General features: G+C 72.6%; 24 protein-coding genes and 1 riboswitch. Of the genes, 6 read left to right on the plus strand and 18 right to left on the minus strand.

Annotated elements, in window-relative coordinates:
* Window positions 1-6: 6 nt before the first annotated feature.
* The 4 genes from hepT to GGG17_RS06075 all read right to left on the minus strand — a co-directional run bounded on the left by hepT (window position 7) and on the right by GGG17_RS06075 (window position 2,705).
* Entirely contained in the window at window positions 7-444 is a 438-nt protein-coding gene (hepT, locus tag GGG17_RS06060; protein ID WP_154592862.1) for a type VII toxin-antitoxin system HepT family RNase toxin, read from the minus strand.
* Window positions 444-848 carry a hypothetical protein gene (locus GGG17_RS06065; RefSeq protein WP_154592863.1) on the minus strand — a complete coding sequence of 135 codons (405 nt, stop codon included), beginning with the start codon at window positions 846-848 and terminating at the stop codon, window positions 444-446. Before GGG17_RS06065 ends, hepT begins: the two co-directional genes overlap by 1 nt.
* 195 nt (window positions 849-1,043) lie before the next feature.
* Window positions 1,044-2,216, minus strand: coding sequence for a GNAT family N-acetyltransferase (locus GGG17_RS16335; RefSeq protein WP_230082735.1), 1,173 nt, complete (start codon window positions 2,214-2,216; stop codon window positions 1,044-1,046).
* A 72-nt stretch (window positions 2,217-2,288) separates the two neighbouring features.
* Complete coding sequence (locus GGG17_RS06075; protein ID WP_154592864.1) at window positions 2,289-2,705, minus strand: VOC family protein; 417 nt, start codon at window positions 2,703-2,705, stop codon at window positions 2,289-2,291.
* Between the two features lie 25 nt (window positions 2,706-2,730).
* On the opposite strand from GGG17_RS06075, the gene GGG17_RS17100 reads away from it, so the two are divergent.
* Window positions 2,731-3,585 (plus strand): AraC family transcriptional regulator, encoded by an 855-nt coding sequence (locus tag GGG17_RS17100; protein ID WP_195849134.1) that lies wholly within the window; start codon window positions 2,731-2,733, stop codon window positions 3,583-3,585.
* Between the two features lie 220 nt (window positions 3,586-3,805).
* On the opposite strand, the gene gcvP is transcribed toward GGG17_RS17100, so the two are convergent.
* From gcvP to GGG17_RS06130, 10 genes are all read right to left on the minus strand, one after another.
* Window positions 3,806-6,754 (minus strand): aminomethyl-transferring glycine dehydrogenase, encoded by a 2,949-nt coding sequence (gene gcvP / locus GGG17_RS06085; RefSeq protein WP_154592924.1) that lies wholly within the window; start codon window positions 6,752-6,754, stop codon window positions 3,806-3,808.
* Between the two features lie 27 nt (window positions 6,755-6,781).
* A riboswitch (glycine riboswitch) is annotated at window positions 6,782-6,923 on the minus strand.
* Window positions 6,924-6,993: 70 nt separating this feature from the next.
* Window positions 6,994-7,569 carry a MerR family transcriptional regulator gene (locus tag GGG17_RS06090; protein WP_311966461.1) on the minus strand — a complete coding sequence of 192 codons (576 nt, stop codon included), beginning with the start codon at window positions 7,567-7,569 and terminating at the stop codon, window positions 6,994-6,996.
* 201 nt (window positions 7,570-7,770) lie between these two features.
* On the minus strand, window positions 7,771-8,301 hold the full coding sequence (locus GGG17_RS06095; protein WP_311966462.1) for a bifunctional nuclease family protein: 531 nt from the start codon (window positions 8,299-8,301) through the stop codon (window positions 7,771-7,773).
* 49 nt (window positions 8,302-8,350) lie between these two features.
* The gene (ftsR, locus tag GGG17_RS06100; RefSeq protein ID WP_311966463.1) at window positions 8,351-9,049 is read right to left on the minus strand and encodes a transcriptional regulator FtsR; all 699 of its coding nucleotides are present in this window, start codon (window positions 9,047-9,049) and stop codon (window positions 8,351-8,353) included.
* A gap of 5 nt (window positions 9,050-9,054) precedes the next feature.
* The gene (locus GGG17_RS06105) at window positions 9,055-9,507 is read right to left on the minus strand and encodes an FHA domain-containing protein (protein ID WP_154592868.1); all 453 of its coding nucleotides are present in this window, start codon (window positions 9,505-9,507) and stop codon (window positions 9,055-9,057) included.
* Between the two features lie 116 nt (window positions 9,508-9,623).
* The gene (gene gcvH / locus GGG17_RS06110) at window positions 9,624-10,010 is read right to left on the minus strand and encodes a glycine cleavage system protein GcvH (RefSeq protein ID WP_154592869.1); all 387 of its coding nucleotides are present in this window, start codon (window positions 10,008-10,010) and stop codon (window positions 9,624-9,626) included.
* A 58-nt stretch (window positions 10,011-10,068) separates the two neighbouring features.
* Window positions 10,069-10,878 (minus strand): DUF881 domain-containing protein, encoded by an 810-nt coding sequence (locus tag GGG17_RS06115; protein ID WP_154592870.1) that lies wholly within the window; start codon window positions 10,876-10,878, stop codon window positions 10,069-10,071.
* Window positions 10,875-11,207 (minus strand): small basic family protein, encoded by a 333-nt coding sequence (locus GGG17_RS06120; protein ID WP_288798079.1) that lies wholly within the window; start codon window positions 11,205-11,207, stop codon window positions 10,875-10,877. The genes GGG17_RS06115 and GGG17_RS06120 overlap by 4 nt, the downstream gene beginning before the upstream one ends.
* A complete protein-coding gene (locus tag GGG17_RS06125) occupies window positions 11,204-12,169 on the minus strand; it encodes a DUF881 domain-containing protein (RefSeq protein WP_154592871.1) in 966 nt (321 codons plus the stop codon). Before GGG17_RS06125 ends, GGG17_RS06120 begins: the two co-directional genes overlap by 4 nt.
* Window positions 12,166-12,765 (minus strand): CDP-alcohol phosphatidyltransferase family protein, encoded by a 600-nt coding sequence (locus GGG17_RS06130; RefSeq protein ID WP_154592872.1) that lies wholly within the window; start codon window positions 12,763-12,765, stop codon window positions 12,166-12,168. The genes GGG17_RS06125 and GGG17_RS06130 overlap by 4 nt, the downstream gene beginning before the upstream one ends.
* Before the next feature lie 139 nt (window positions 12,766-12,904).
* Here GGG17_RS06130 and GGG17_RS06135 point away from each other — a divergent pair, with 139 nt between their 5' ends.
* Window positions 12,905-13,627: a PP2C family protein-serine/threonine phosphatase gene (locus GGG17_RS06135; RefSeq protein ID WP_154592873.1), complete on the plus strand. Its 723-nt coding sequence runs from the start codon at window positions 12,905-12,907 to the stop codon at window positions 13,625-13,627.
* A gap of 53 nt (window positions 13,628-13,680) precedes the next feature.
* Window positions 13,681-14,451, plus strand: a complete 771-nt coding sequence (locus GGG17_RS06140; RefSeq protein ID WP_154592874.1) for a M23 family metallopeptidase — start codon at window positions 13,681-13,683, stop codon at window positions 14,449-14,451.
* On the opposite strand, the gene GGG17_RS06145 is transcribed toward GGG17_RS06140, so the two are convergent.
* Window positions 14,423-15,736 carry a threonine/serine exporter family protein gene (locus tag GGG17_RS06145; protein WP_311966464.1) on the minus strand — a complete coding sequence of 438 codons (1,314 nt, stop codon included), beginning with the start codon at window positions 15,734-15,736 and terminating at the stop codon, window positions 14,423-14,425. The genes GGG17_RS06140 and GGG17_RS06145 overlap by 29 nt on opposite strands.
* 126 nt (window positions 15,737-15,862) lie before the next feature.
* On the opposite strand from GGG17_RS06145, the gene GGG17_RS06150 reads away from it, so the two are divergent.
* Together GGG17_RS06150 and fumC are read left to right on the plus strand one after the other, a co-directional pair.
* Window positions 15,863-17,119, plus strand: coding sequence for an AI-2E family transporter (locus GGG17_RS06150; RefSeq protein ID WP_195849135.1), 1,257 nt, complete (start codon window positions 15,863-15,865; stop codon window positions 17,117-17,119).
* A gap of 78 nt (window positions 17,120-17,197) precedes the next feature.
* Window positions 17,198-18,598, plus strand: coding sequence for a class II fumarate hydratase (gene fumC, locus GGG17_RS06155; protein WP_154592876.1), 1,401 nt, complete (start codon window positions 17,198-17,200; stop codon window positions 18,596-18,598).
* Window positions 18,599-18,696: 98 nt separating this feature from the next.
* On the opposite strand, the gene GGG17_RS06160 is transcribed toward fumC, so the two are convergent.
* Genes GGG17_RS06160 through GGG17_RS06170 form a run of 3 tightly spaced genes read right to left on the minus strand, consistent with a single transcriptional unit; the run spans window position 18,697 to window position 20,494 of the window.
* On the minus strand, window positions 18,697-19,104 hold the full coding sequence (locus GGG17_RS06160; RefSeq protein WP_195849136.1) for an ankyrin repeat domain-containing protein: 408 nt from the start codon (window positions 19,102-19,104) through the stop codon (window positions 18,697-18,699).
* A complete protein-coding gene (locus GGG17_RS06165; RefSeq protein WP_154592878.1) occupies window positions 19,104-20,111 on the minus strand; it encodes an aldo/keto reductase family protein in 1,008 nt (335 codons plus the stop codon). The genes GGG17_RS06160 and GGG17_RS06165 overlap by 1 nt, the downstream gene beginning before the upstream one ends.
* Window positions 20,112-20,155: 44 nt before the next feature.
* Complete coding sequence (locus GGG17_RS06170; protein ID WP_154592879.1) at window positions 20,156-20,494, minus strand: TraR/DksA family transcriptional regulator; 339 nt, start codon at window positions 20,492-20,494, stop codon at window positions 20,156-20,158.
* 990 nt (window positions 20,495-21,484) lie between these two features.
* Between GGG17_RS06170 and GGG17_RS06175 the strand changes: the two genes are divergently transcribed.
* The gene (locus tag GGG17_RS06175) at window positions 21,485-22,459 is read left to right on the plus strand and encodes a TIGR03557 family F420-dependent LLM class oxidoreductase (RefSeq protein ID WP_311966465.1); all 975 of its coding nucleotides are present in this window, start codon (window positions 21,485-21,487) and stop codon (window positions 22,457-22,459) included.
* Window positions 22,460-22,508: the final 49 nt, after the last annotated feature.

Below are 22,508 nucleotides of genomic sequence, written 5' to 3' on the forward strand. Positions count from 1 at the left end.
CGGTTCCTAGGCGCGGGCCTGCAGCCAGGTCTTGACCTGCGCGACGTACGCGTCGAACTGCGACGCGGCCAGGGGAACGGCGCTCGCCACCAGGTCCAGGTCGACCTGCACGTACTCGTGGATGAGGATGTTGCGGAGGCCGACGCTGGGGCCGAGACGTCTCGCCAGCTCGTCAGTGATCAGTCCGGCTCGCGCAGCCTGGTTGAACGACGCACGGTAGTCCGTGGGCTCGGCGATCCCTGCGACGGCCACGACGTGCGAGTTGACGTCGCTGGCCAGGTCGACCAGCTGAGACAGAGCGCGCTCCACGGCCAGGCGCAGCACGAGGTCGTCCCGCAGCTGCGCCCCGCTGACCTCCCCCTGGCGGGCCAGCAGGTCCACCAGCTCACGGATGGCCGTCAGCCGTCGTACGACCACCTGGTCGTCGAGGTCGCGAGGGGGCATCAGAGCCGCTCCAGCGCGCGATCACGCATCCACTGCGTGTCCCGGTAGGCGCCGACCGCCGCCAGGTGCTGCTCGGCGTAGAGGTGTGGCTCCGCCTCGTGCAGCAGCTCCCCCCGCTGCAGGGCGGCCAGGCGCGCGACCGGGTCGGCACGGCCCAGGTCCATCAGGTCCAGGTGGTCACCCGGCACGAGCTCGTGGAACCGGTTGACCAGGGTGAGCTCGTCCGACGCCGCCCCACCCAGCGTGGCGTAGGCCAGGTCGACGTCGCGGGCCCGGTCAGGGCGCGTCAGCACGGATCCATGGACCACGAGGAGGGCCACCCCGATCTCGCGGCAGGCGCTCGCCAGACTGCCGTCGTCGGCGAGGCGTCGCAGCCGGGCGAGGCTGTCCTGGACCGTGATCACGACTTCCACGATAGCCGGGAGCCTACGTCGAGACGCGTCTGCAGCGGCCCCGACGCCCCTGACCAAGGGCTCGTCACCCCGACCGTGTCCCCGGTCGTAGCGGGGCGGGGAATCGCAGGTCCATCGGTCTCCTCGGCCACGGGGCAGGGGGCCAGGCGGGCCGCGTGGTCACTTGGCTGGCGCTGCTGGTCGAGGTCAGGCCCGCCACTCGCGGGCGAGCAGGCCGTATGCCGCACCGTCCACCCAGCCGTGGTCGGGGAGCCACGAGTCGCGGACACCGTACTGCTCCAGGCGCATCCCGAGCCCGGACAGCAACCGGGCCGACGCCACGTTGTCGGCATACAGGCCGGCGGTCACCCGACGCACCCGGAGCTCGCGGAAGCAGCGGTCCAGGCCGGCAGCGGCGATCTCTCTCCCGTAGCCCTGCCCGTGGAACGCCGGGTCGAGCACATAGCCGATCTCCGCCTCGCAGCCCTGCACGGGTCCGCCGGGCTGACCGCTGCCGTCGCGCACCTGGATCGAGCAGCTCCCCACCACGCGGTCCCCGAGCCGGGCCACGAACGACCGGTCGCGCTCCCCCGGCTCGAGCCACGCCCGTCGAAAAGCCTCCGGCTCCACCCGTGCTCGCAGCATCCAGCGCCCCACCTCGGGACGGTTCCGGTAGCGCAGGATCTGATCCACGTCGTCCGGTGCGGCGTCGCCCAGGGACAACCTGGCCGTATGCCGCTCGCCGGTCTCCCACGCGACGGCCGGTGGCAGGGCTCGCCGGGGCTGCACGGCCGCCGACGCGTCGCGGATCTCACGAAGGCCACCCACCTCACCCCGCCACTCCTCCGCGAGGATCGCGTAGCCGTAGCCGTCGACCCACCCGTGCTCGGCGTGCCAGGAGTCCTCGACGCCATGCTCCTCACGCCGCATCCCGGCCTTCTCCAGGACGCGGGAGGAGGCGGGGTTGTCGCGGTTGCAGCAGGCCTTGACGCGCCGCAGCCCCAGGTCGTCGATGGCCGCCGCCACCAAGCCGCGGGCGAGGTCGGTCGCCACCCCCTGACCGGCCCGGCGCGGGTCGACGATGTAGCCGATGAGCGCCTCGACGCCGCGCGGTGTCTCCACGTGCAGGCCGTCGTCCACGATCTCCAGGAAGCCCATGGCCACCACGACACCGTCGCACTCGGCCACGCACGAGTGGTCGGTGTCGCTACCGGGCGCCGCGGCCCACGAGCGCCGGAACTCCTCGGGATCCACGGAGGTCCGCATCATCCAGCGGTTGACCTCGGGGTCGTTGCGGTAGGTCAGCAGCTGCTCGACGTCACCGGGCGTCGCGTCCCGCAGGACGAGGGAGCCGCTGCGGCGCGGCCAGGGAGAGGGCATGCGACCCACGCTAACGAGCGAGGATCCGCCCGTCGTCCAGGTTTCGCGAGCAGGGGCTTCGCGGGCAGCGACTCAGCCCCAGCTCTTGGCCTCGGTCAGGCAGAACAGGTGCCCGGCCGGGTCGCGCAGCACCCGCCAGGTCCCCTCCTCGTGATCGGCCGGCTGCTCGTCCGGCACGGTCGCACCCAGCTCGACGCAGCGCCGTTCGGCGGCCGCGATGTCCTCCACCGCCAGGTCGAGGTGGAACTGCTTGGCTCCTGCGGTGTCCGGCCAGGCGGGAGGCTGCCACCCCTCGACCTTCCCGAAGCCCAGCGCGTGCGACGGACCCGTCAGCATGGCATAGCTTTCGTCGCCGTAGGCCTTGTCCCACCCGAGCACCTCGGCCCAGAAGTCCGCGACCGGACCGGGGTCGGCGCAGTCGAGGGTCACCATCGCGAGGCGCGCCACGGGTGTCGTCGGGGAAGGGTCGGTCGAGTCACTGGTCGTCATGCCCCCACGCTCCTACGATCGAGCGGTGCCGGCTTGGACGAACCCGTCAGCGCCCCCACCCCCGCCGGGCGTGGTGCTGCACCCCCGCGCCCAGGACCGGTTGGCTCCCCCGCGGAGCATCGCGCCCGGCCACGAGCTCGCGCCCCTCGTCGAGCGCCACTGGCTGCTCTCCTGGGACCTGCCTGCTCAGCAGCGCTTCCCCGGCTCGCTCGTCCCCCAGCTCTCGCACAACCTCACCCACGAGGTGGGCTCGGGTCGTCCCGGGATCCCGTATGACGCCGTCGTGGTCACCGGCGTCCCGACGCGGCGGTTCGACGTCGACCTCGCCGGGCGCGGCTACGTGCTGGGCACGAAGTTCCGCCCCGGCGCCCTCGCCGCCGTCAGCGACGTCCCCGCGGGCGCCCTCACCGACCGCACCGTCCTCGCCGACGAGGTGCTGCCGCGCGCGGTCATGGACGCGTATGCCGCCGCCGACGATCCGGGTGACCCCGAGGTTTTCCGGCATACGGTCGAGCAGGCCCTGGTGAGCCTCCTGGACCGCGTCGACCCGGCCTGGGTCGAGGTCCACGAGGCCGTCCTGAACATCGCGACGGACCCCTCCCTGACCACCGTCGCCCGGCTCGTCGTCGAGACGGGAAGCAGCGAACGCACCCTCCAGCGGCAGTTCACCCGCTTCGTCGGCGTCAGCCCCAAGCGCGTCATCAGCCGCTACCGCCTGCAGGACGCCGTCGCCGCCCTCGACGCGCGCACCGACGAGTCGCTCGCCGACCTGGCGGCCCGGCTCGGATTCTTCGACCAGGCCCACCTCGCGCGCGAGTTCACGCGCTTCGTCGGGATCGCGCCCAGCGCCTACCGCGCGGGTCGACCCGTCCGCGGCTGAGCGAGGCCGGGCACCACCGGTGCCCGTCCTCGCTCCTACGTCGCTCGTGTCCTCGCGCGGTCGTCAGTCCTCGAACCCGCTGGTCGGACTCCTCCGCGCTCCGGGCCTCGCTCCTACGTCGCTCGTGTCCTCGCGCGGTCGTCAGTCCTCGAACCCTCTGGTCGGACCTCCTCCGCGCTGCGGGCCTCGCTCCTACGTCGCTCGTGTCCTCGCGCGGTCGTCAGTCCTCGAAGGCCTCGGGGGACGGGCACGTGCAGATCAGGTTGCGGTCGCCGTACGCGCCGTCGATGCGGCGCACCGACGGCCAGTACTTCGAACGCGGGTCGACCCCTGCCGGGAACGCCGCCGTCGCCCGGTCGAAGTCGTAGTCCCACTCCCCCGCCAGCGACTCGGCGGTGTAGGGCGCGTGCCGGAGCACGGACGCGTCCGCCGCCACCTCGCCGGATCCGACCTGGTCGATCTCGGCCTTGATCGCAATCATCGCGTCGCAGAACCGGTCCAGCTCCACGAGGTCCTCGGACTCCGTCGGCTCGACCATGAGGGTGCCGGCGACCGGGAAGGACATCGTCGGCGCGTGGAAGCCGTAGTCGATCAGCCGCTTGGCCACGTCGTCGACCGTGACGCCGGTGTCGTGCGTGATGCCGCGCAGGTCGAGGATGCACTCGTGCGCGACCAGCCCGTCCTGGCTGTAGAGCACCGGGTAGTGGTCGCGCAGCCGCGCCGCGACGTAGTTGGCGTTGAGCACAGCGGCGAGCGTCGCGCGCCGCAGCCCCTCGCCGCCCATGAGCCGGATGTACGCCCACGAGATCGGCAGGATCGACGCCGAGCCGTACGGCGCGGACGCCGCAGGCCCGGTCGCCGTGTCCGGTCCGGCCTCGGGGGCGAGCGGGTGGTTGGGCAGGTATGGCGCCAGGTGGGACCGCACGCCGATCGGGCCGACGCCCGGGCCTCCGCCACCGTGGGGGATGCAGAAGGTCTTGTGCAGGTTGAGGTGGGACACGTCCGCGCCGAACTTCCCGGGACGGGCGACGCCGACCAGGGCGTTCATGTTGGCGCCGTCGACGTAGACCTGACCGCCGGCCTCGTGGACCAGCTCGCACAGCTCGACGATGGTGTCCTCGTAGACGCCGTGCGTGGACGGGTAGGTGACCATGATCGCGGCGAGCACCTCGCAGTGCTCCTTGACCTTGCCGCGCAGGTCCTCCATGTCGATCGACCCGCCGGCCGTGGACTTGACCACGACCACCTTGAAGCCCGCCATCACCGCCGACGCCGCGTTGGTGCCGTGGGCGCTGGACGGGATGAGGCAGACGTTGCGCTCCTCCTGCCCGTTCGCCCGGTGGTAGGCGCGGATCGCCATGAGGCCGGCCAGCTCGCCGGACGCACCGGAGTTGGGCTGCATCGACACGGCGTCATAGCCCGTGATCTCCACGAGCCACTGCTGCAGGTCCGAGACGATCTGGCGCGAGCCCGCGGACTGGTCGGTCGGCACGAAGGGGTGCAGCGATGAGAACTCCGGCCAGGTGATGGGCTCGAGCTCGGTCGTGGCGTTGAGCTTCATCGTGCACGAGCCCAGCGGGATCATCCCGCGGTCGAGCGCGTAGTCCTTGTCGGCGAGGCGGCGCAGGTAGCGCATCATCGCCGTCTCCGAGTGGTGCGCGCTGAACACCGGGTGCGTGAGGTACTCGCTGGTGCGCGTCAGCGCCTCGGGCCAGGACGGGGCCAGGTCGCCCGGCACGCCCCCGGAGAAGCTCGCGCCGAAGGACTCGACGACGGCCGCGACCTGCTCCCGGTCCGTCGTCTCGTCGAAGGACAGCTGCACCGTGTCGGCGTCTACGCGCCACAGGTTGAGGTCGCGCTCGAGCGCAGCAGCCATGACGGCGTCGGCGCGCCCCGGCACCGAGACCGTGAGGGTGTCGAAGTGGTGCTGGGTGCGCACGTCCACGGACGCCGCTACGAGGGCCTGGCGCGCCGCGGCGGTGTGCCGCTGCACCCGCTCGGCGATGCGCCGCAACCCGTCGGGACCGTGCCAGACGGCATACATGCTGGCCATGACGGCCAGCAGCACCTGGGCCGTGCAGATGTTGGAGGTGGCCTTCTCCCGCCTGATGTGCTGCTCTCGGGTCTGCAGGGCGAGCCGGTATGCCGGAGCGCCGGCCTCGTCGACCGAGACCCCGACCAGGCGCCCGGGCATGGAGCGCTCCAGGCCCTTGCGCACCGACATGAACCCGGCGTGCGGCCCACCGAAGCCCATCGGCACCCCGAACCGCTGGCTGTTGCCCACCGCGATGTCGGCGCCCCACTCGCCGGGCGGCGTCAGCAGGGTGAGGGCGAGCAGGTCGGTGCACGCGGTGACGAGGGCCTTGGCCTCGTGCGCGGCCTCGGTCAGCGCGCGCCAGTCACGGATCTCGCCGTCGGCGCCGGGGTACTGCACGAGGACGCCGAAGACGCCCTTGCCGCCGGACGCCTCGACCAGTCCTTCGGCCGTGGTCACCGACGACAGGTCGATCCGCTCCACCTGGATGCCGAGCGGCAGGGCACGCGAGGCGATCACGGCATAGGACTGCGGCAGGACCTGCTCGTCGACCAGCAGGACGGCGTCCTTGGCGGCCTTGCTGGACCGCCGCATCAGGGTCATGGCCTCGGCCGCCGCGGTGCCCTCGTCGAGCAGGGAGGAGTTGGCGATGTCGAGCCCGGTCAGGTCGATGACCATCGTCTGGAAGTTGAGCAGCGCCTCGAGCCGGCCCTGGCTGATCTCGGGCTGGTAGGGCGTGTAGGCGGTGTACCACGCGGGGTTCTCCAGCACGTTGCGCCGCACGACGGGCGGCGTCACGGTGCCGTAGTAGCCGAGGCCGATCAGCGAGGTCTTGACCTGGTTGCGGTCGGCGATGGTGCGCAGCTCGTCGGTGACGGCCTGCTCGGTGGGGGCCCCGTCGAGCGCGAGGGCCGGCCCGCCGAGGATGGCGTCCGGCGCGGTGCGGGCGATGAGCTCCTCGACGCTGGGCTGGCCGATGACCTCCAGCATGCGCGCGACGTCGTCCTCGCGCGGACCGATGTGGCGGGAGACGAACTCCGGCACGGTGGTGGTGCTGTCTGCGCTCACGGCAGGCTCCTCGTGGCAGGCGGGCGTAGGTCGGGCTCGCCGTGGCGGCGGGTCCGTCCCCTCCAGTCTGCGACGGGCGACGCATCCAGGGTGCCTGCCCACGTGGTCCGGGTGCCTGAGAGGTTCCGGGGTAGTTGCCCCTTCGGCGCCCCGCGGACGGGCGGCCCGGCGCGACGCCGGATGATCGCGTCGTCGCGTGGCCCTCGCCGCGCGGGATCTCTCCCACGTGAGGTGATCAGCGCTGCAAACCCTAGCAGCAGGGTGAGGTCGGGCCTGCGCGCCCTGGCGCGCGCCGATCAGGTGGGTCAGCCGGCGGAGCGGGTGCGTCGTCGGGCGGTGAGCTCGTCGCCGGGGAAGTCCGGCTGGACCTCGTCCTCGAAGCGCTCGCTCGGCAGCGAGGACAGCTCACCCTCGATCTCGCGCCAGACGCGGCCCACAGCGATGCCGAAGACACCCTGCCCGCCCTGCACGAGGTCGATGACCTCGTCGGCGGAGGTGCACTCGTAGACCGACGCGCCGTCGCTCATCAGCGTGATCTGGGCGAGGTCCTCGACCCCGCGCTCGCGCAGGGTGGAGATCGCCACGCGGATCTGCTGGAGGGAGACACCGGTGTCGAGCAGCCGCTTGACGACCTTGAGGACCAGGATGTCCCGGAAGCCGTAGAGCCGTTGCGTGCCCGAGCCGGTGGCGCCGCGCACGGACGGCTCGACGAGCCCCGTGCGGGCCCAGTAGTCGAGCTGGCGGTAGGTGATGCCCGCGGCCCTGCAGGCGGTGGGTCCGCGGTAGCCGATGTCCTCGGACAGGTCGGGCAGGTCGTCGGTGAACAGCAGCCCCTGCGAGGCGGTCGGCACGACCGGGCGGTCGGTGTGCTCCGGAACCACGGCCCCTCCCCTTCGCGCTGCTCGACTCGGCTGTAGGGCGCCCCGCGCGATCGCGGGACGTGGTGCCGGGCTCGTGATCGACGGTACGTCCCGGCCCAGGGGTCGTCAATCACATCAGCCCGCAGCCGGGGCGTGTGTCGGGCGGCGCCACCGGGGCGTGCGGGACCCCCCACCCGAACGGCCTAGGACGGCGACGCGCCCTCAGGCCTCGTGGGGGCCCTCGCCCGGGCCGCCCTCGAAGTCCTCGGGGGTGACGTGGTCGAGGAACTCGCGGAAGCGCTCGACCTCGTCCTCGGCCGTCACCTCCCCGCCCTCGCCGCCCTCCCCCTGGGTGCCCTCCCCGGAGATGGTCACGCCGGCCTCGTCGAGGATGGCCTCGGTGGTCACGATGCCCGTGCCCGTGCGCAGCGCGATGGCGATGGCGTCGGAGGCGCGGGAGTCCACCTCGACGGTCCCATCGAAGACGAGCGTCGCCCGGAAGTAGCTGTCCTGCAGCGAGCTGATCCGGATCTCGGTCAGCCGGTGGCCGAGCGCGGGGATGAGGGTGGCGATCAGGTCGTGGGTCAGCGGCCTCGGCGGCTCGACCCCCTGCTGCGCGTAGGCGATGGCGGTGGCCTCGGCCGCCCCCACCCAGATGGGCAGGAAGCGGGTGCCGTCCGTCTCCTTGAGCAGGACGATGGGCTTGTTGGTGGGCATCTCGACCCGGACCCCGAGCACCTCTAGTGACCTCACCCCGCCACGGTACCCCGACTGCGGCTCGTCGCGTGTCGCGAGGCCCTGATCAGTCCCCGAGACCGCCTCGGACCAGGGCGGCGTGCAGGGACAGACAGGCCCGCAGTATGTCGACCGCGGGGTCGTCGTCACGCCGTCGCGCGGCAGGTCCGCGCACCTGCTCGACGAGCGCCAGCTCACGGTCGGCGGCCGTGCGGAACGGCCGCAGGTGCCGCGGCTCGATCCCGTGGGCGGCGAGCCGGCCCGCGGCACGGGCCACCGCCAGGTCGTCCTCGTCGAAGTGGCCCTGGCGGTCGGGGCGCAGGAGGCCGTAGGTCAGCAGACCGCTGAGCGTGGTCTCGTCGATCCCGGCGAGGCGGCGCAGCTCGCGCTCGGTGAGCAGCACCGAGGAGCGGGGGGCGGCGAGGAGCGGGTCGACCGCGTCCACGGCGACGGTCTCGGGCACGGTGGGGAGGCTGGACTCCCCCGCGCCGGAGGGGGTGAGGCCCCGGTCGATGGCGTCCAGCGCCTCGCGGATGACCTCGAGCGGCCAGAACCGGTCGCGCTGCGCGGTGAGGATGTAGCGCAGCCGCTCGACGTCCGCCTCGGAGAACACGCGGTAGCCGGACGGGCGGCGCTCGGGAGTGAGCAGCCCCTTGGCCTCGAGGAACCGGACCTTGCTGATCGACAGGTCGGGGAAGTCGTCGACCAGCGCCGCGACGACGGCGCCGATCGTGTAGGTGCTGTGCGAGGAGGGGCCGTCACTCACCGGCATCAGCTGGACGACGGGGCGTAGAACACGAGGCGGAACTTGCCGATCTGCACCTCGTCACCGGCCTGCAGGCGACCGGCGTCGGTGCGCTCGCGGTTGACGTAGGTGCCGTTGAGCGAGCCCACGTCCCGCACCTCGAAGGTGTCCCCCATGCGCACGAAGACCGCGTGCCGACGGGAGACGGTCACGTCGTCGAGGAAGATGTCGCTGTCGGGATGACGGCCGGCGCTGACCTCCTCGGCGTCGAGGAGGAAGCGCGCGCCGGTGTTGGGGCCGCGCAGCACGACCAGCAGGGCCGTGCCGGGCCGCAGGGCGTCGACGGTGGCCTGGTCGTGCCCACCCTGGGCGCCGCCGCCCTCGAGGGCGTGGTCCAGGTCGGGACCGACACCTTGGAACTGCTGCGTCGACGGACCCTCGGGGAGAGGGCGGCGGCCCTCCTGCTCGGGGTTGCTCATGAGGCAGTCACTCCTTGGCGATCAATCGGTGTCACCCGCCGTGCCCGTCACGAGAACGTGCGGGTCACTGCGGGTGACACCGTATGAGAATTGTGGCCGAGGCACCAGCCTATCGGTCAGTCGAGCTGGGCCTTGTAGGCGCTCACGTCCAGGAGACCGTCGAGCTCGCCCGGGTCGCTGACCCTGACGGTGAACATCCAGCCGCTGCCGTAGGGGTCGGAGTTGACGGACTCGGGCGCGGAGTCGAGCTCTTCGTTGACCTCGACGACCTCGCCGGACACCGGGGAGAACAGGTCGGAGACGGACTTGGTCGACTCCACCTCGCCGCACGAGTCACCCGCCGCCACCTCGTCCCCCACGGCGGGGAGGCTGACGAACACGACGTCGCCGAGGGCGTCCTGGGCGAACGCGGTGACGCCGACCTTGGCAAGGTCGCCCTCGACGGCGACCCACTCGTGCTCGGCGGTGTAGCGAAGGTTCTCGGGGTAGGACAGCTCCGACATGGCGCTCCTTTGTAGGTCGCGGATGACTCCGGCTCCGACAGGCCTCCGTGGGCGTGTGCTACGGAGCGGGTCCCGTCGTCGGGGCCGGCACGGGTTGAGCGTGACGTGGCTGCGCCGGCGTCGCCTGCGCGTCCACCGTGATGCTATCGGTCCGCGCCACGGCCGCGTCAGCACCCTCCTGCCTCATGCTCTCCACGACGCCACCGGGGATCCGCATGGCGGCGTCCATGGTGGCCGGGTCACCGATCGCCCTGACCACGTAGGGGGCGCGGAGCGGCTTGCCGTCGGCCCGCAGGGAGCCGTCCTGGGAGCCGAACCACGTGGAGGCCACCACCCGCACGTCCCCGACCTGGATCGCCTCGGCACCCGCGTCCCGCAGCTCCTGCACCACGTCCAGCAGCATGGGCGCCGTGACCTTGCCCTGGGGGTCGGTGATGCGGATCGTGACGCCAGGACCCTTGGCCTTGGCGGTGCCGGCCAGGATGCCCAGCGTGTCGAGGCGCTCGCGGGCCGCGGCGACGGCCGCCTGGCCCTGCTGGGAGCCGTTCACGAGCTCGTCGCGCTGCGCCTGGAGCTGGCGGGCCTCGGCGTCGAGGCGGTCGGAGCGGGCGTTCTGGTCGTCGAGGATCCGGACGAGGTCGGTGGTCCGCAGGGACTCCAGGCCGCGGCGGGACTGCGACTGCAGCTGCGTGGCGAGGGCGAAGCCCAGCAGCACCGCGAGGGCGGTCGCGACGGCGTTGGCCTTGGTGAGGCGGGGGCGCCCCACGCGGGCGAGCCGCCGCCACGCAGAGGGGCGAACGGGCTGGGGCTCGGGATCGGGCTGGCGCTCGGGATCGGGCTGGGGCGGGTCCGGGACGCGGGTGCTCATGCGTGGAAGAGGTGCCGGCGGATCGAGGCGACGTTGGAGAAGATGCGGACGCCGAGGACCACGACGACCCCGGTGGACAGCTGTGCGCCGACGCCCAGCTGGTCACCGAGGAAGACGATGAGCGCCGCCACCACCACGTTGGACAGGAACGAGATGACGAACACCTTGTCGTTGAAGATGCCGTCGAGGACGGCCCGCAGGCCGCCGAAGACGGCGTCGAGCGCCGCGATGATCGCGATGGGGAGATAGGGCTGCAGCCACACCGGCACCGACGGGTCGAGAAAGACCCCGATCGCGATGCCGATGAGCAGTCCGAGGGCGGGGATCACGGGTTGGCCTCCGTCGTGCTGGTCGTCGTGCTGGGGACGGGCATCTGGGCTGTGCTGGGGGTCGTGGGAGCGGTGGTGGCGGCGCGGGTGGTCGGTATGCCGGCCGCGGGCGGCACCGATGTCGCGTGGCGCAGGCGGACGCCGCTGTCGCCCTCCAGCACCAGTCGGTCCTGCGCCACGACGTCGTGGCGGATCCCGACCTCGCGCCCGAGGGCATCCAGCCACCGGCCGCCCTCGGTGGCCAGGAACCGCGTGCGCAGCTGCTGCGGGTCCCCGATGGCGTGGATGACGTAGGGGCGGGTCAGGGGGCGGTAGTCCACGAGGATCGCCTCCCCGGCGAAGCGCACCGCCGACGTCGCCGTGAGCCGGTGCCCGTTGACGTCGATCGCCTCGGCGCCCGCCTCCCACAGCCCGTTGACGACGAGCTGCAGGTCGCTGGACTGCACGCGCCCCGGGTCCTGCCCGGACGTGCGGGGGTTGCCGTCGGCGGAGGTCCCGGTGCTCGTGCGCGCGTCGTCGACGGTGACCGCCAGCCCCGGCCCCTGGACCGGGGCGGCCGCCGCCCCGAGCTCGGCCTGCCTCAGCTGCTCCGTCAGGCCCTGCTCGGCCTGGCCGGCCAGGACCTGGACGCGCGCCATCTCGGCCTCCCACGTGGCCATCTGCGCCTGGGTCCGGTCCGCCTCGGCCTGACGGCGCTCGATCTGGGCGACGAGCGCGGACTTCTCCGCGGTGACGGCGGCCTTGGGCTGCCGCAGGGCCATGCCGGCGCTCGCCACGAGCACCCCGATCAGCAGGAGGTAGACGGTGGTGCGCCACGTGCGCCCTGAAGGCGTCGGCGTCAGGCCCGCCGCGACCCGGCGGTCGGCCTCGGCGGCATACCCGGGGTCCAGCGGACGATCCATCATCTCCGTCAGCAGGGTCATGCTCTCGTCCGGACGGCGCGGGCGAGGCGACGTGCTCATCGTGCCTCCTCCCCCGACTCACGGCGCACGACCTGCTGCGCCTGGATGTTGTACATGATCGCCGACAGCCAGTACAGACCGGCCCCCCACCAGGCGAACGCCCAGGCCACGGACCGGACGACGGCCGCGGGGGTGCCCGGCCCGTGCCCCAGCAGCATGAGCGGGAACGCGGTGAGCAGCGCGAAGGTCGCCGCCTTGCCGATGAAGGACACCGGCAGCGTGCGCAGGCCGTGGCGCCGAAGGCGCACCATCTCGATCACCCCCCACAGGTCGCGGGCGAGCAGCAGGACGACGAACCACCACGGCACGACACCGTGCACCATGAGCCCGAGCAGAGTGGTGAGCACGAACAACCGGTCCGCCACCGGGTCGAGGGTCTGGCCCAGCCGGCTCACGAGCCCGTAGCGGCGGGCCACGACGCCGTCCAGCCAGTCCGTCGCCGCCGAGGCCGCCAGCACCCAGAACGCCCCGAGCTCGGCGTGGCGCACCAGCAGCAGCCACAAGAAGACGGGGATCAGCAGCAGCCGCAGCAGCGTGAGGGCGTTAGGCAGCGTGAGCACGCGCGTCGAGACGGCGGGCTCGGATCCGCTCGGCATCCCTGGGTCCTCCACGGGCTCCAGGCTAGGACCTCGCCAGACCGGGCCGGGCTGACGCGCCGACGGGTGGGACGCGTCACCCGCGAGGGTCCGCCCGCCGCTGCGGTGCTCGCCCGGCCTCCCGTGTCAGGATGCTGGCATGACGACGTCGCAGCGCCACGCCGCCCTCACCGACCGGGGGCGCGTCAGCGACCACAACGAGGACGCCTACGCCGTGGAGGACGACCTGTGGGTCGTGGCGGACGGCATGGGCGGGCATGCCGGCGGCGAGGTCGCGAGCCAGGTGGCCGTCGACGCCGTCGTGCGGATGGCCGGTGGTGGCGCGGTGGGCCGCAGCGAGGACGTGCGGGGGCTGCTGGAGGACGCCGTGGCCGCGGCGAGGGGCGCGGTGGTCGACCGGGCCCGCCAGGACCCGGTGACGGCGGGCATGGGCACGACCCTCGTGGTCGCCGCCCGCGGCGCGGACGGGCAGCTCGTGGTCGCGTGGGTCGGGGACAGCCGGGCCTACTTGCTGGTGGACGGGGAGCTGGTGGCGCTCACGAGCGACCACAACGTCGCCCAGGAGATGGTCGACCTCGGCATGATCACGCTCGAGCAGGCGCGCACCCACCCGGGGCAGTACCGCATCACGAGGGCTATCACCGACGACCTGCACGGCGAGGCGACGCCGGGCGTGGCGGTCGTGCCCGCGACCGGTCGGCTGCTGCTGTGCTCCGACGGCCTCAACGGCGAGCTGGACGACGCCCGCATCACTACGCTGCTCGCGGACCAGGACCCCGGCACCGCGACCCGGGCGCTGGTGCACGAGGCCCTCGACGCCGGCGGCCGGGACAACGTCACCGTGGTGGTCGTCGACCTGTGAGCCCCGGGCCCGGTCGTGCCGCCACCGCCGCCACCCTCACGGGGACGCCCGCGATGAGGGCGATAACGGCGCTGACGGCGCTGACGGCGCTGACGGCGACGACAGCTCTGACGGCCTGCGCGCCGCCGGACCCGACGCCGACGCCGACCCGGCTCGAGATCACCGTGCCGGGCGACACCCCGCCGGCTGCCCGTGACCTCTCGGCGGACTCCCCTGCCGCCTCGGCGCCCTCGACGCCCTCGATGACCTCGGCGCCCTCGACGGCCTCGACGGCCACGGGGTCACCGTCGACGACGGCCGTCCTGCCGGCGGGGCTCGACCCGGCCAACCGCTTCTACGACACGGATCGTTCGCTGCACCGCTCGCCGTGGTTCGCGGGGGCCTGGCCCGTGATGGTGCCCTACGGCTGCACCACCGCGCCCTCCTACCGAGCGGACCCGCGGTGCCCGGGAGGGCAGGGCTTCCACCACGGGACCGATGTGGCCCTGCCCTGCGGCACGGTGATCACCGCCGGCCACGCCGGCACCGTCGTCGATCCGGCGGTCCCGCGACGACCCGGTCCGGCATACGGCCCGCTCGCCCTCCGCGTCCGCTCCGCGGACGGGACCAGGGACACGCTGGTCGGGCACGCGCGACGCCTGCTCGTCTCCCCCGGGCAGCGCGTGGAGCCGGGCACCCCGCTCGCGGAGGCGGGCAACCTGGGTGCGCCGGACGGCTGCCACCTGCATCTCGAGGTGCGCGCCGCGGGAGGTGCGGTCGAGACCGCGACGGACCCCTCCCCGGTGCTGCGGCTCGTCAGCGCGAGCGCCCCGGACGGTGACTGACCCGGTCCCACCGGCCGGCGCGCTGACGCAGCTGGGAGCGCGAGACGCGCCCGACGAACCACGCCCCCCGCGCGATGCCGGACCCGACGACCAGGCCCACGGAGATGGCGCAGATGACTCCGACGGACAGCGCGATCGTGTCCGCTGCGAAGGGGGTGTCCAGGCCGAGCTGGGTCACCGACATGAGCCCCAGCGAACCGGGGACGAGCAGCCAGAAGCTCGGCAGGAAGACCACCAGGCGCGGCAGCCGGGGACGCAGCAGCTCGACGGCGCTCGCCCCGAGGCTCGCGGCCACCGCACCGAGGAAGGCCCCGAACCACGGGCTCGGCACCAGCGCCTGGCCCAGGACCTGCGAGGCGAACGTCGCGGCGAGGATCAGCAGGACCCACGGCACGAGACGCGGCGGGACGGCCTCCATCAGGCTGATGCCGACGGTCAGCACGACCAGGCCCACGAGGGCCGCCCACCAGCCCAGGTCGTGGCTGCGATCGTTGGCGAGCAGGTCCGGCGGCACCCGCAGCAGGACCGCCGCCGCCCCCACCCCCAGGCCGAAGAGCACGAGCTGGCTCGCGCCGTAGACGAGCCGGGAGGTCCCCGCCACCATGGCGCCCGCCGCCAGCTCGGACAGCCCCGTGACGATGAGCGCCCCCGGGAGCAGGACGGCGAGGGGCGGCAGCAGGCTGCGCAACGGGCCGGGCACCCAGCCGTGCTCCCCCGCCCAGAACGCGAGCAGGCTCACGACGAAGGCCGCCACGCTGGGGAACAGGATCGTCAGCAGCCGGTGGCGCCCGCTGACACGCAGGAGCGCGACGACGAGCGGGCTGCAGACCAGGGCGAACAGCACGCTGCGCAGCGACGGCTGCAGGATCAGGGCGATGCCGGCGGCCACGAACGCGCCCCCGGCATACATGCCGGGCACGTCGTAGCGGTGCGGTCGAGCACGGAGGGTGACGAGTCGCTCGAGCGCCTCGGTCGCGGTGACGGTCCCGTCCTCGAGGCCCCGCTGGATGACGTTGACCTCGGCGCTCTGGTCCAGCCGCAGCGAGCCCTCGACGGCCTCGAAGGTCGCCGGCGAGCCGTAGCCCAGCGACAGGACGACACCCGTGGGCAGCGCGGACAGCTGGCAGCCGGACTGGCCCAGCGCCCGCGCGCACCGCCGCACGTCGGCCTCGACCTCGTGGACCGGCATGCCGCCCGCGACCAGGGCCGCCGCGAGATACACCAGCAGCCGGCGCGTCTGACGCTCGTCGGGGGCGCCCGACGGCGCGGCCTGCTCGTGTGGCACGGGGGGCACACTACCGTCGGTGACCGGTCGTTGAACCGAACTGGTCGGCGTTACGCTCGTCGCGCCGAGCCCGCACCCCGCGTGACCGTGGGCGGGACGGCATACGACCTGTCGGAGGGACCCACGGTGAGACTGCGACTGCCCAGGCGACCGGCGACCGAGCCGGATCCAGTGGACGCGCCGGCGTCGTCCGGGCCGACCGGACAGCCGGTCGTCGAGCGCGCGCCCGAGGCCGACGCGACCCCGGCGGCCACCGTCGTCCTGGACCAGCACTCCGTATGGCGGGCCGCGTGGGTCGTGGTGGCCGTCCTGGCTCTGGCGACGTTCGCGCGATTCGTGCTCGCGGACGGCGCCCCGGTGCTGTTCACCGCACTGATGGCCTTCTTCGCCGCCTCCGCGATGGAGCCAGCCGTCTCGCGCCTGGCCGGGCGGATGCCGCGCCCCATCGCCACCGCGCTGGTCATGCTCGGTGTGGCGGTCCTGCTCGTGGCCTTCTTCCTCGCCTTCGGCGGCATGCTGCGCGACCAGCTGACCAGCCTCGTGACCCAGGCACCCAGCCTGGTCCAGTCCGCCGTCGAGCAGGCCAACCAGCGCTTCGGCCTCGACATCGACCAGAGCTCGATCATGGACCGGCTCAACCTCAGCTCCGAGCGGATCACCGCCCTCGCCGGCCAGCTCGCGACCGGCCTGCTGGGCTTTGTCACGAGCCTGCTGTCCGCGCTGCTCAGCACCTTCGCCTTCCTGCTGTTCACCTTCTACCTGTCCGCGGACGCGCCCCGGCTGCGGACCTGGCTCGCCCGGCTGTTCCCACCGCGCCTGCAAGGGGTCGTCCTCAGCATGTGGGAGATCGGGCTCGTCAAGATCGGCGGCTACGTCTCCAGCCGGCTGGTGCTCGCCGCGATCAACGCCACCGCCATGGGCGTGTTCATGTGGATCATCGACCTGCCCTACTGGCTGCCGCTGGCCCTGTGGACCGGCCTGGTCGCCCAGTTCGTCCCCAACATCGGCACCTACGTCTCGATCGTGCTGCCCGTGCTCGTGGGCGTGGTCAGCAGCGAGCCCCGCGACGGCCTGTGGGTGCTGCTGTACGCGATCGCCTACCAGCAGGTCGAGAACATCTTCGTCGAGCCGCGCATCAGCGCCCGGGCGGTCGACGTGCACCCCGCCGTCGCGTTCGGGTCCGCGATGATGGGCGGAGCGCTGTTCGGCGCCTCGGGAGCGCTGCTCGGCGTGCCCGTCGGAGCCACGATCATCGCCCTGTTCGACCTCTACAAGCGGCGCTACGAGTTCTCCGAGGCCGCCGACGCGGTCGCCGTGGCCGCCGCCGCGGGAGAGCCGGTCGAGGAGGCGGCCCTCGCCGGGCTCGACGACTACCACATCTAGCGGGCGGCACCGGGCAGCGACCGCGTCTGCGGGCGAGGCAGCCTCACGGTCCCCAGGCCTCCGGCATACGGTGGGGGCATGACGAGCACGCGCACCGAACGAGACAGCATGGGCACCGTCGAGGTCGCCGAGGACCGGTACTGGGGGGCTCAGACGCAGCGCAGCCTGGGCAACTTCGACATCGGCCGCGACACCTTCGTCTGGGGCGCCCCCATGATCCGGGCCCTCGGCATCCTCAAGAAGTCCGCCGCCCTGGCCAACGCCGAGCTGGGTCAGCTCCCCCAGGACGTCGCCGACCTCGTGGTCCGCGCCGCCGACGAGGTGATCGCCGGACGGCTCGACGACCACTTCCCCCTCGTCGTCTTTCAGACCGGGTCCGGGACGCAGTCCAACATGAACGCCAACGAGGTGGTCTCCAACCGCGCCATCGAGCTGGCAGGAGGCGTGATGGGCAGCAAGGAGCCCGTGCACCCCAACGACCACGTCAACCGCGGCCAGTCCAGCAACGACACCTTCCCCACGGCCATGCACATCGCCGTGGCCCTCGAGCTGACCGAGCGTCTCTATCCCCACGTCGAGGCGCTGCGGGACGAGCTCGCCCGCAAGAGCGAGGAGTTCGCCGACGTCGTCAAGGTCGGGCGCACCCACCTGCAGGACGCCACGCCGATCACCCTCGGTCAGGAGATCGGCGGCTGGGTCGCGCAGATCGACCAGGCCCTCGACGCCGTCCGTCAGTCCGAGGACCGCGTCCTCGAGCTCGCGATCGGCGGCACCGCCGTCGGGACCGGCCTCAACGCCCACCCGGAGTTCGGCGCCCTGGCGGCCCGCAAGATCGCCGACGAGACCGGGCTGGGCTTCGTCCAGGCCCCCAACCTGTTCGCCGCGCTGTCCGCCCACGACGCGCTCGTCGGCGTCAGCGCGGCGCTGCGCACGCTCGGCGGCGCGCTGATGAAGGTCGCCAACGACGTCCGGTGGCTCGCCTCAGGACCCCGCAACGGCATCGGCGAGATCACCATCCCCGAGAACGAGCCGGGGTCGAGCATCATGCCGGGCAAGGTCAACCCGACGCAGTGCGAGGCGCTGACGATGGTGGCCACGCGGGTCTTCGGCAACGACGCGACCGTCGCGTTCGCCGGCTCGCAGGGCAACTTCCAGCTCAACGTCTACAAGCCCGTCATGGCGCACGCGGTGCTCGAGTCGATCCGGCTGATCTCCGACGGGTGCGAGTCCTTCCGGCTGCACTGCGCCGTCGGCATCGAGCCGCAGCGCGAGCGCATCGAGGCCAACCTCGAGCAGAACCTCATGGTCGTGACCGCGCTCAACCGGCACATCGGCTATGACAAGGCCGCCGCCATCGCCAAGCGGGCCCACAAGGAGGGCACCACGCTGCGCGAGGCCGCGATCGCGAGCGGGGACGTGAGCGAGGGCGACTTCGACCGCTGGGTGGTCCCCATGGACATGACCCACCCCTCCGCCTGACCTCCCGACACCTCACCGCTCCACCGTCTCCACCAGCTCACCGCCGCCACCAGGATCGTGAGGGTTTGGTCCAAGGATGGTGGACCAGACCCTCACGATCAGCGAGCGGTGGGAGGGGCTGGTGCGGCGCGCAGCAGCTCGAGCATCTCGGGCAGGGCGAAGAACTCGCAGATCGCCAGCGCCGAGCGCTCCCCGGTCGCGGGGTCGGCCCCGGCACGCAGCAGCGAGCTCACGATCTCGGCGTTGCGGCGGAAGCACGCCGAGGCCAACGCGGTCTGCCCGTTGTCGTTGACCCGCTCGGTGTCGGCGCCGCGCGCCAGCAGCGCCGACACGAGGGCGTCGTGCTGGTGGTATGCGGCGAGGATCAGCAGCGTGTCGCCCTTGGCGTTGGTGAGGTTGACGGGGAGCCCCTCGTCCACGAGGTGGGCGAGCTGCAGGTCACCGTCGCGCGCCAGGTCGAAGCACCCCTGCAGGAAGGCGATCTCCTCCTCGGTCAGCTCCGTCATCAGCAGGGCCGGGACTTCGGTGCGCGCGCAGCCGTCTGACCCGGGTCACGCTCGACCACCCCGCCGAGCGCCTCGTCGACCCGGCGCAGGATCTCGTCGTCGAGACGCACCCCGGCGGCCCTGACGTTGTCCTTGATCTGCTCGGGCCGGGAGGCGCCCACGAGGGCGGCCGCGACGTTGTCGTTCTGCAGGACCCAGGCGATGGCGAGCTGCGGCATGGTCAGGCCGGCGTCGGCGGCGACCGGCTTGAGCCCCTGGACCGCCTCGAGCACCTCGTCGCGCATCAGGTCCCTCATGGACTGGCCCGCCTCGGAGTGCCCGGCGCGCGTGTCGGTGGACGGCTGCTGGCCCGGGAGGTACTTGCCGGACAGGACCCCCTGGGCCATCGGGCTCCACACGATCTGGGAGATGCCGAGCTCCTCGCAGGCGGGGACGACCTCGGGCTCGATGACGCGCCACAGCATGGAGTACTGCGGCTGGCTGGAGACCAGGGAGATGCCGAGGTCCTTGGCGAGGGCGTGACCGGCGCGGATCTGGTCGGCGGTCCACTCGCTCACACCGATGTAGAGCGCCTTGCCCTGCCTGACGATGTCGGCGAAGGCCTGCATGGTCTCCTCCAACGGCGTCTCCGTGTCGAACCGGTGCGCCTGGTAGAGGTCGACGTAGTCGGTCTGCAGCCGCCGCAGCGAGCCGTTGATCGACTCCATCACGTGCTTGCGGGACAGGCCGCAGTCGTTGTGCCCTCCCGGGCCGGTGGGCCAGTAGACCTTGGTGAAGATCTCCAGCGACTCGCGGCGCTCGCCCTTGAGGGCCTCGCCGAGCACGGTCTCGGCCTTGGTGTTGGCGTAGACGTCGGCGGTGTCGAAGGACGTGATGCCCTCGTCGAGCGCGGCGCGCACGCAGCGCTTCGCGGTCTCGTTCTCGACCTGGGATCCGTGGGTGAGCCAGTTGCCGTAGGTGATCTCACTGATCTTCAGACCGCTGTTGCCGAGGTATCGAAAGTCCATGTCCCTCACCCTAGGCCGCTTCGGCATCTCGCGGGGACTCGCGCTCAGGCGCACCCCACGCAGCGCGCCGTGGTCGGGCGGGCGAGCAGGCGACCGGGCGGGATCGGCCCGCCGCACACCTCGCAGCTCCCGTCCCACCCGCCGTCGAGCCGGGCCGACGCGACGTCGATCTCGGCGAGCCGCGCGCGGGCGTCCCGCAGCAGGGCGGCGGTCTGCTCACGGTCCCAGGCGATGGTCTGACCCTCGGGGTCGTGCTCGTCGTCGGCGTTGCTCGACCTGCTCGCGTCGACGATGCGCGACCGGTCGCGCTCCAGGTCCTGGACCCGCTCGAGCGTCTGACGACGCAGGGCGTCCAGGGCGGCGCGCACCTCGGGAGGGACCATCGCAGCATTATGCCGGTCCCGCCCGATTATGCCGGTCCCGCCCGAGACGGGTGCGGCAGCGTGGGGGGCCGCAACGCAGGCGAACGAAGCCCGGCTGATGCCCTTACCCCCGGCGGGATCATCAGCCTGGCGAACGAAGCCCGGCTCATGCCCTTACCCCCGGCGGGATCATCAGCCTGGCGAACGAAGCCCGGCTCATGCCCTTACCCCCGGTAGGGGCAGCCGGTGCGGGCGGTGACCACGTTGAGCAGCGGCTCGGGGGCGACCTGTCGCCGCAGGTTGTCCTCGGGCGGCAGCACCGGCTGTGCCCTGTCTGACGGATCGTCAATAATCTGCTATTTGCATCATGGCGCCGCTTTTCGTCATACTTGTGAGTGGTGACACAACGGGGTGCCCGCACCATGCACACCGACGACAGGAGGTCACCCGATGACGCTCATGAAGACCTGGCTCCGCTCCTTCGACCGCTGGACGCTGGCGGCGTTCAACCCGGAGGTCCCGGGCTACCGGGGTCGCTGACCGACCCCCTCCCCCTCGCACGGCCCCGTCGCGTCCCCCTCGCGGCGGGGCCGTCACCATGCCCGCGCCGTCCCCCAGGGTCGACGGGTGAGTCTCCCGCCGCTGCGGTACCTGTCCGACGCCGAGGTCCAGCACCTGCTGCCCGAGCCACGGGTCGCCGTCGCGCGGGCCGAGGCACGCGCGCAGGTGCCGCCCAAGCCCTCCGCCGGCGTCCGGGTGGACCGGCGACGCGATCCGGCGTCCCCGCCCCGACGGGCGGCTCCCCTGCCAGAACCTCGGCATCGCGGCGACCGACGTCGTCTTCGCGGCATACGTCGCGGACCGGGCCGCCGACCGCGGGGCCGGCACGGTGCTCGCCCGCTGACCGCGAGCGTCGAGCGACCGTCGAGTCTCCCGGCTGACAACCTCCCCCCGGGCCACGCGCCCTGGTGGGATGGGGAGCAGCAGCCCCACCACGAAGGAGGCACGACCGTGAAGCGCATCGGCTACTTCCTGTCCTGCGAGGAGTACTCCCCCGCCGAGATCGTCGAGCAGGCCCGCCTCGCGGGCGAGGCAGGCTTCGACGCCCTGTGGATCAGCGACCACTTCCACCCGTGGACCGACGCGCAGGGCGAGTCCGCCTTCGTGTGGTCCGCGATCGGGGCGATCAGCCAGGTCTGCGACCTGCCCGTCACGACCGCCGTGACCTGCCCGACGGTGCGGATCCACCCGGCGATCGTCGCCCAGGCCGCCTCCACCAGCGCGTGCCTGCTCGGCCCGGGGAGGTTCACCCTCGGCGTCGGCTCCGGCGAGGCGCTCAACGAGCACATCCTCGGCGACGTCTGGCCGCACGCCGGCCAGCGGCTCGAGATGCTCGAGGAGGCCATAGGGCTGATCCGCGAGCTGTGGACCGGCGAGGTCGTCTCGCACGAGGGCCCCTACTACACCGTGGACACGGCGCGGATCTACTCCCTGCCCGAGGAGACGCCGCAGATCTTCGTGTCGGCCTTCGGGCCCAAGGCGCTGGACCTGGCCTGCCGGGTGGGCGACGGCTTCGTGACGACGATGCCTGATGCCGACAGCGTGCGGACCTTCCGCCAGGCCAAGGGCGCGGACGCCCCCACGCAGGCCGGCTTCAAGGTGGGCTGGGGCCCGGACCAGGAGCAGGCGATCGACGACGCCTACCGCCTGTGGCCCAACGCCGGGGTGCCCGGCGAGCTCAGCCAGGTGCTCCCCAGCCCGCAGCACTTCGAGCAGGCGGCCGAGCTCGTGACCCGGGAGAAGATCGCCGGGTCGGCGACCTTCGGGGACGACGTGTCCGCCCACGTCGAGGCCTTCGCGCCCTTCGTCGAGGCCGGCTTCGACGACGTGTATGTCGCCAACATGGGCCCCCGCTACGCCGACATGATCGAGGCGTACGGCAAGGAGGTCCTGCCCGAGCTGCGCTCCCGACACGTGCGCGCCTGATCTCTACGGCCACCCCTTCCCGCCATACCGCCCTCTCCCACCAGGAGTC

The organism is Arsenicicoccus cauae, from assembly GCF_009707125.1.
Lineage (GTDB): Bacteria > Actinomycetota > Actinomycetes > Actinomycetales > Dermatophilaceae > Arsenicicoccus > Arsenicicoccus cauae.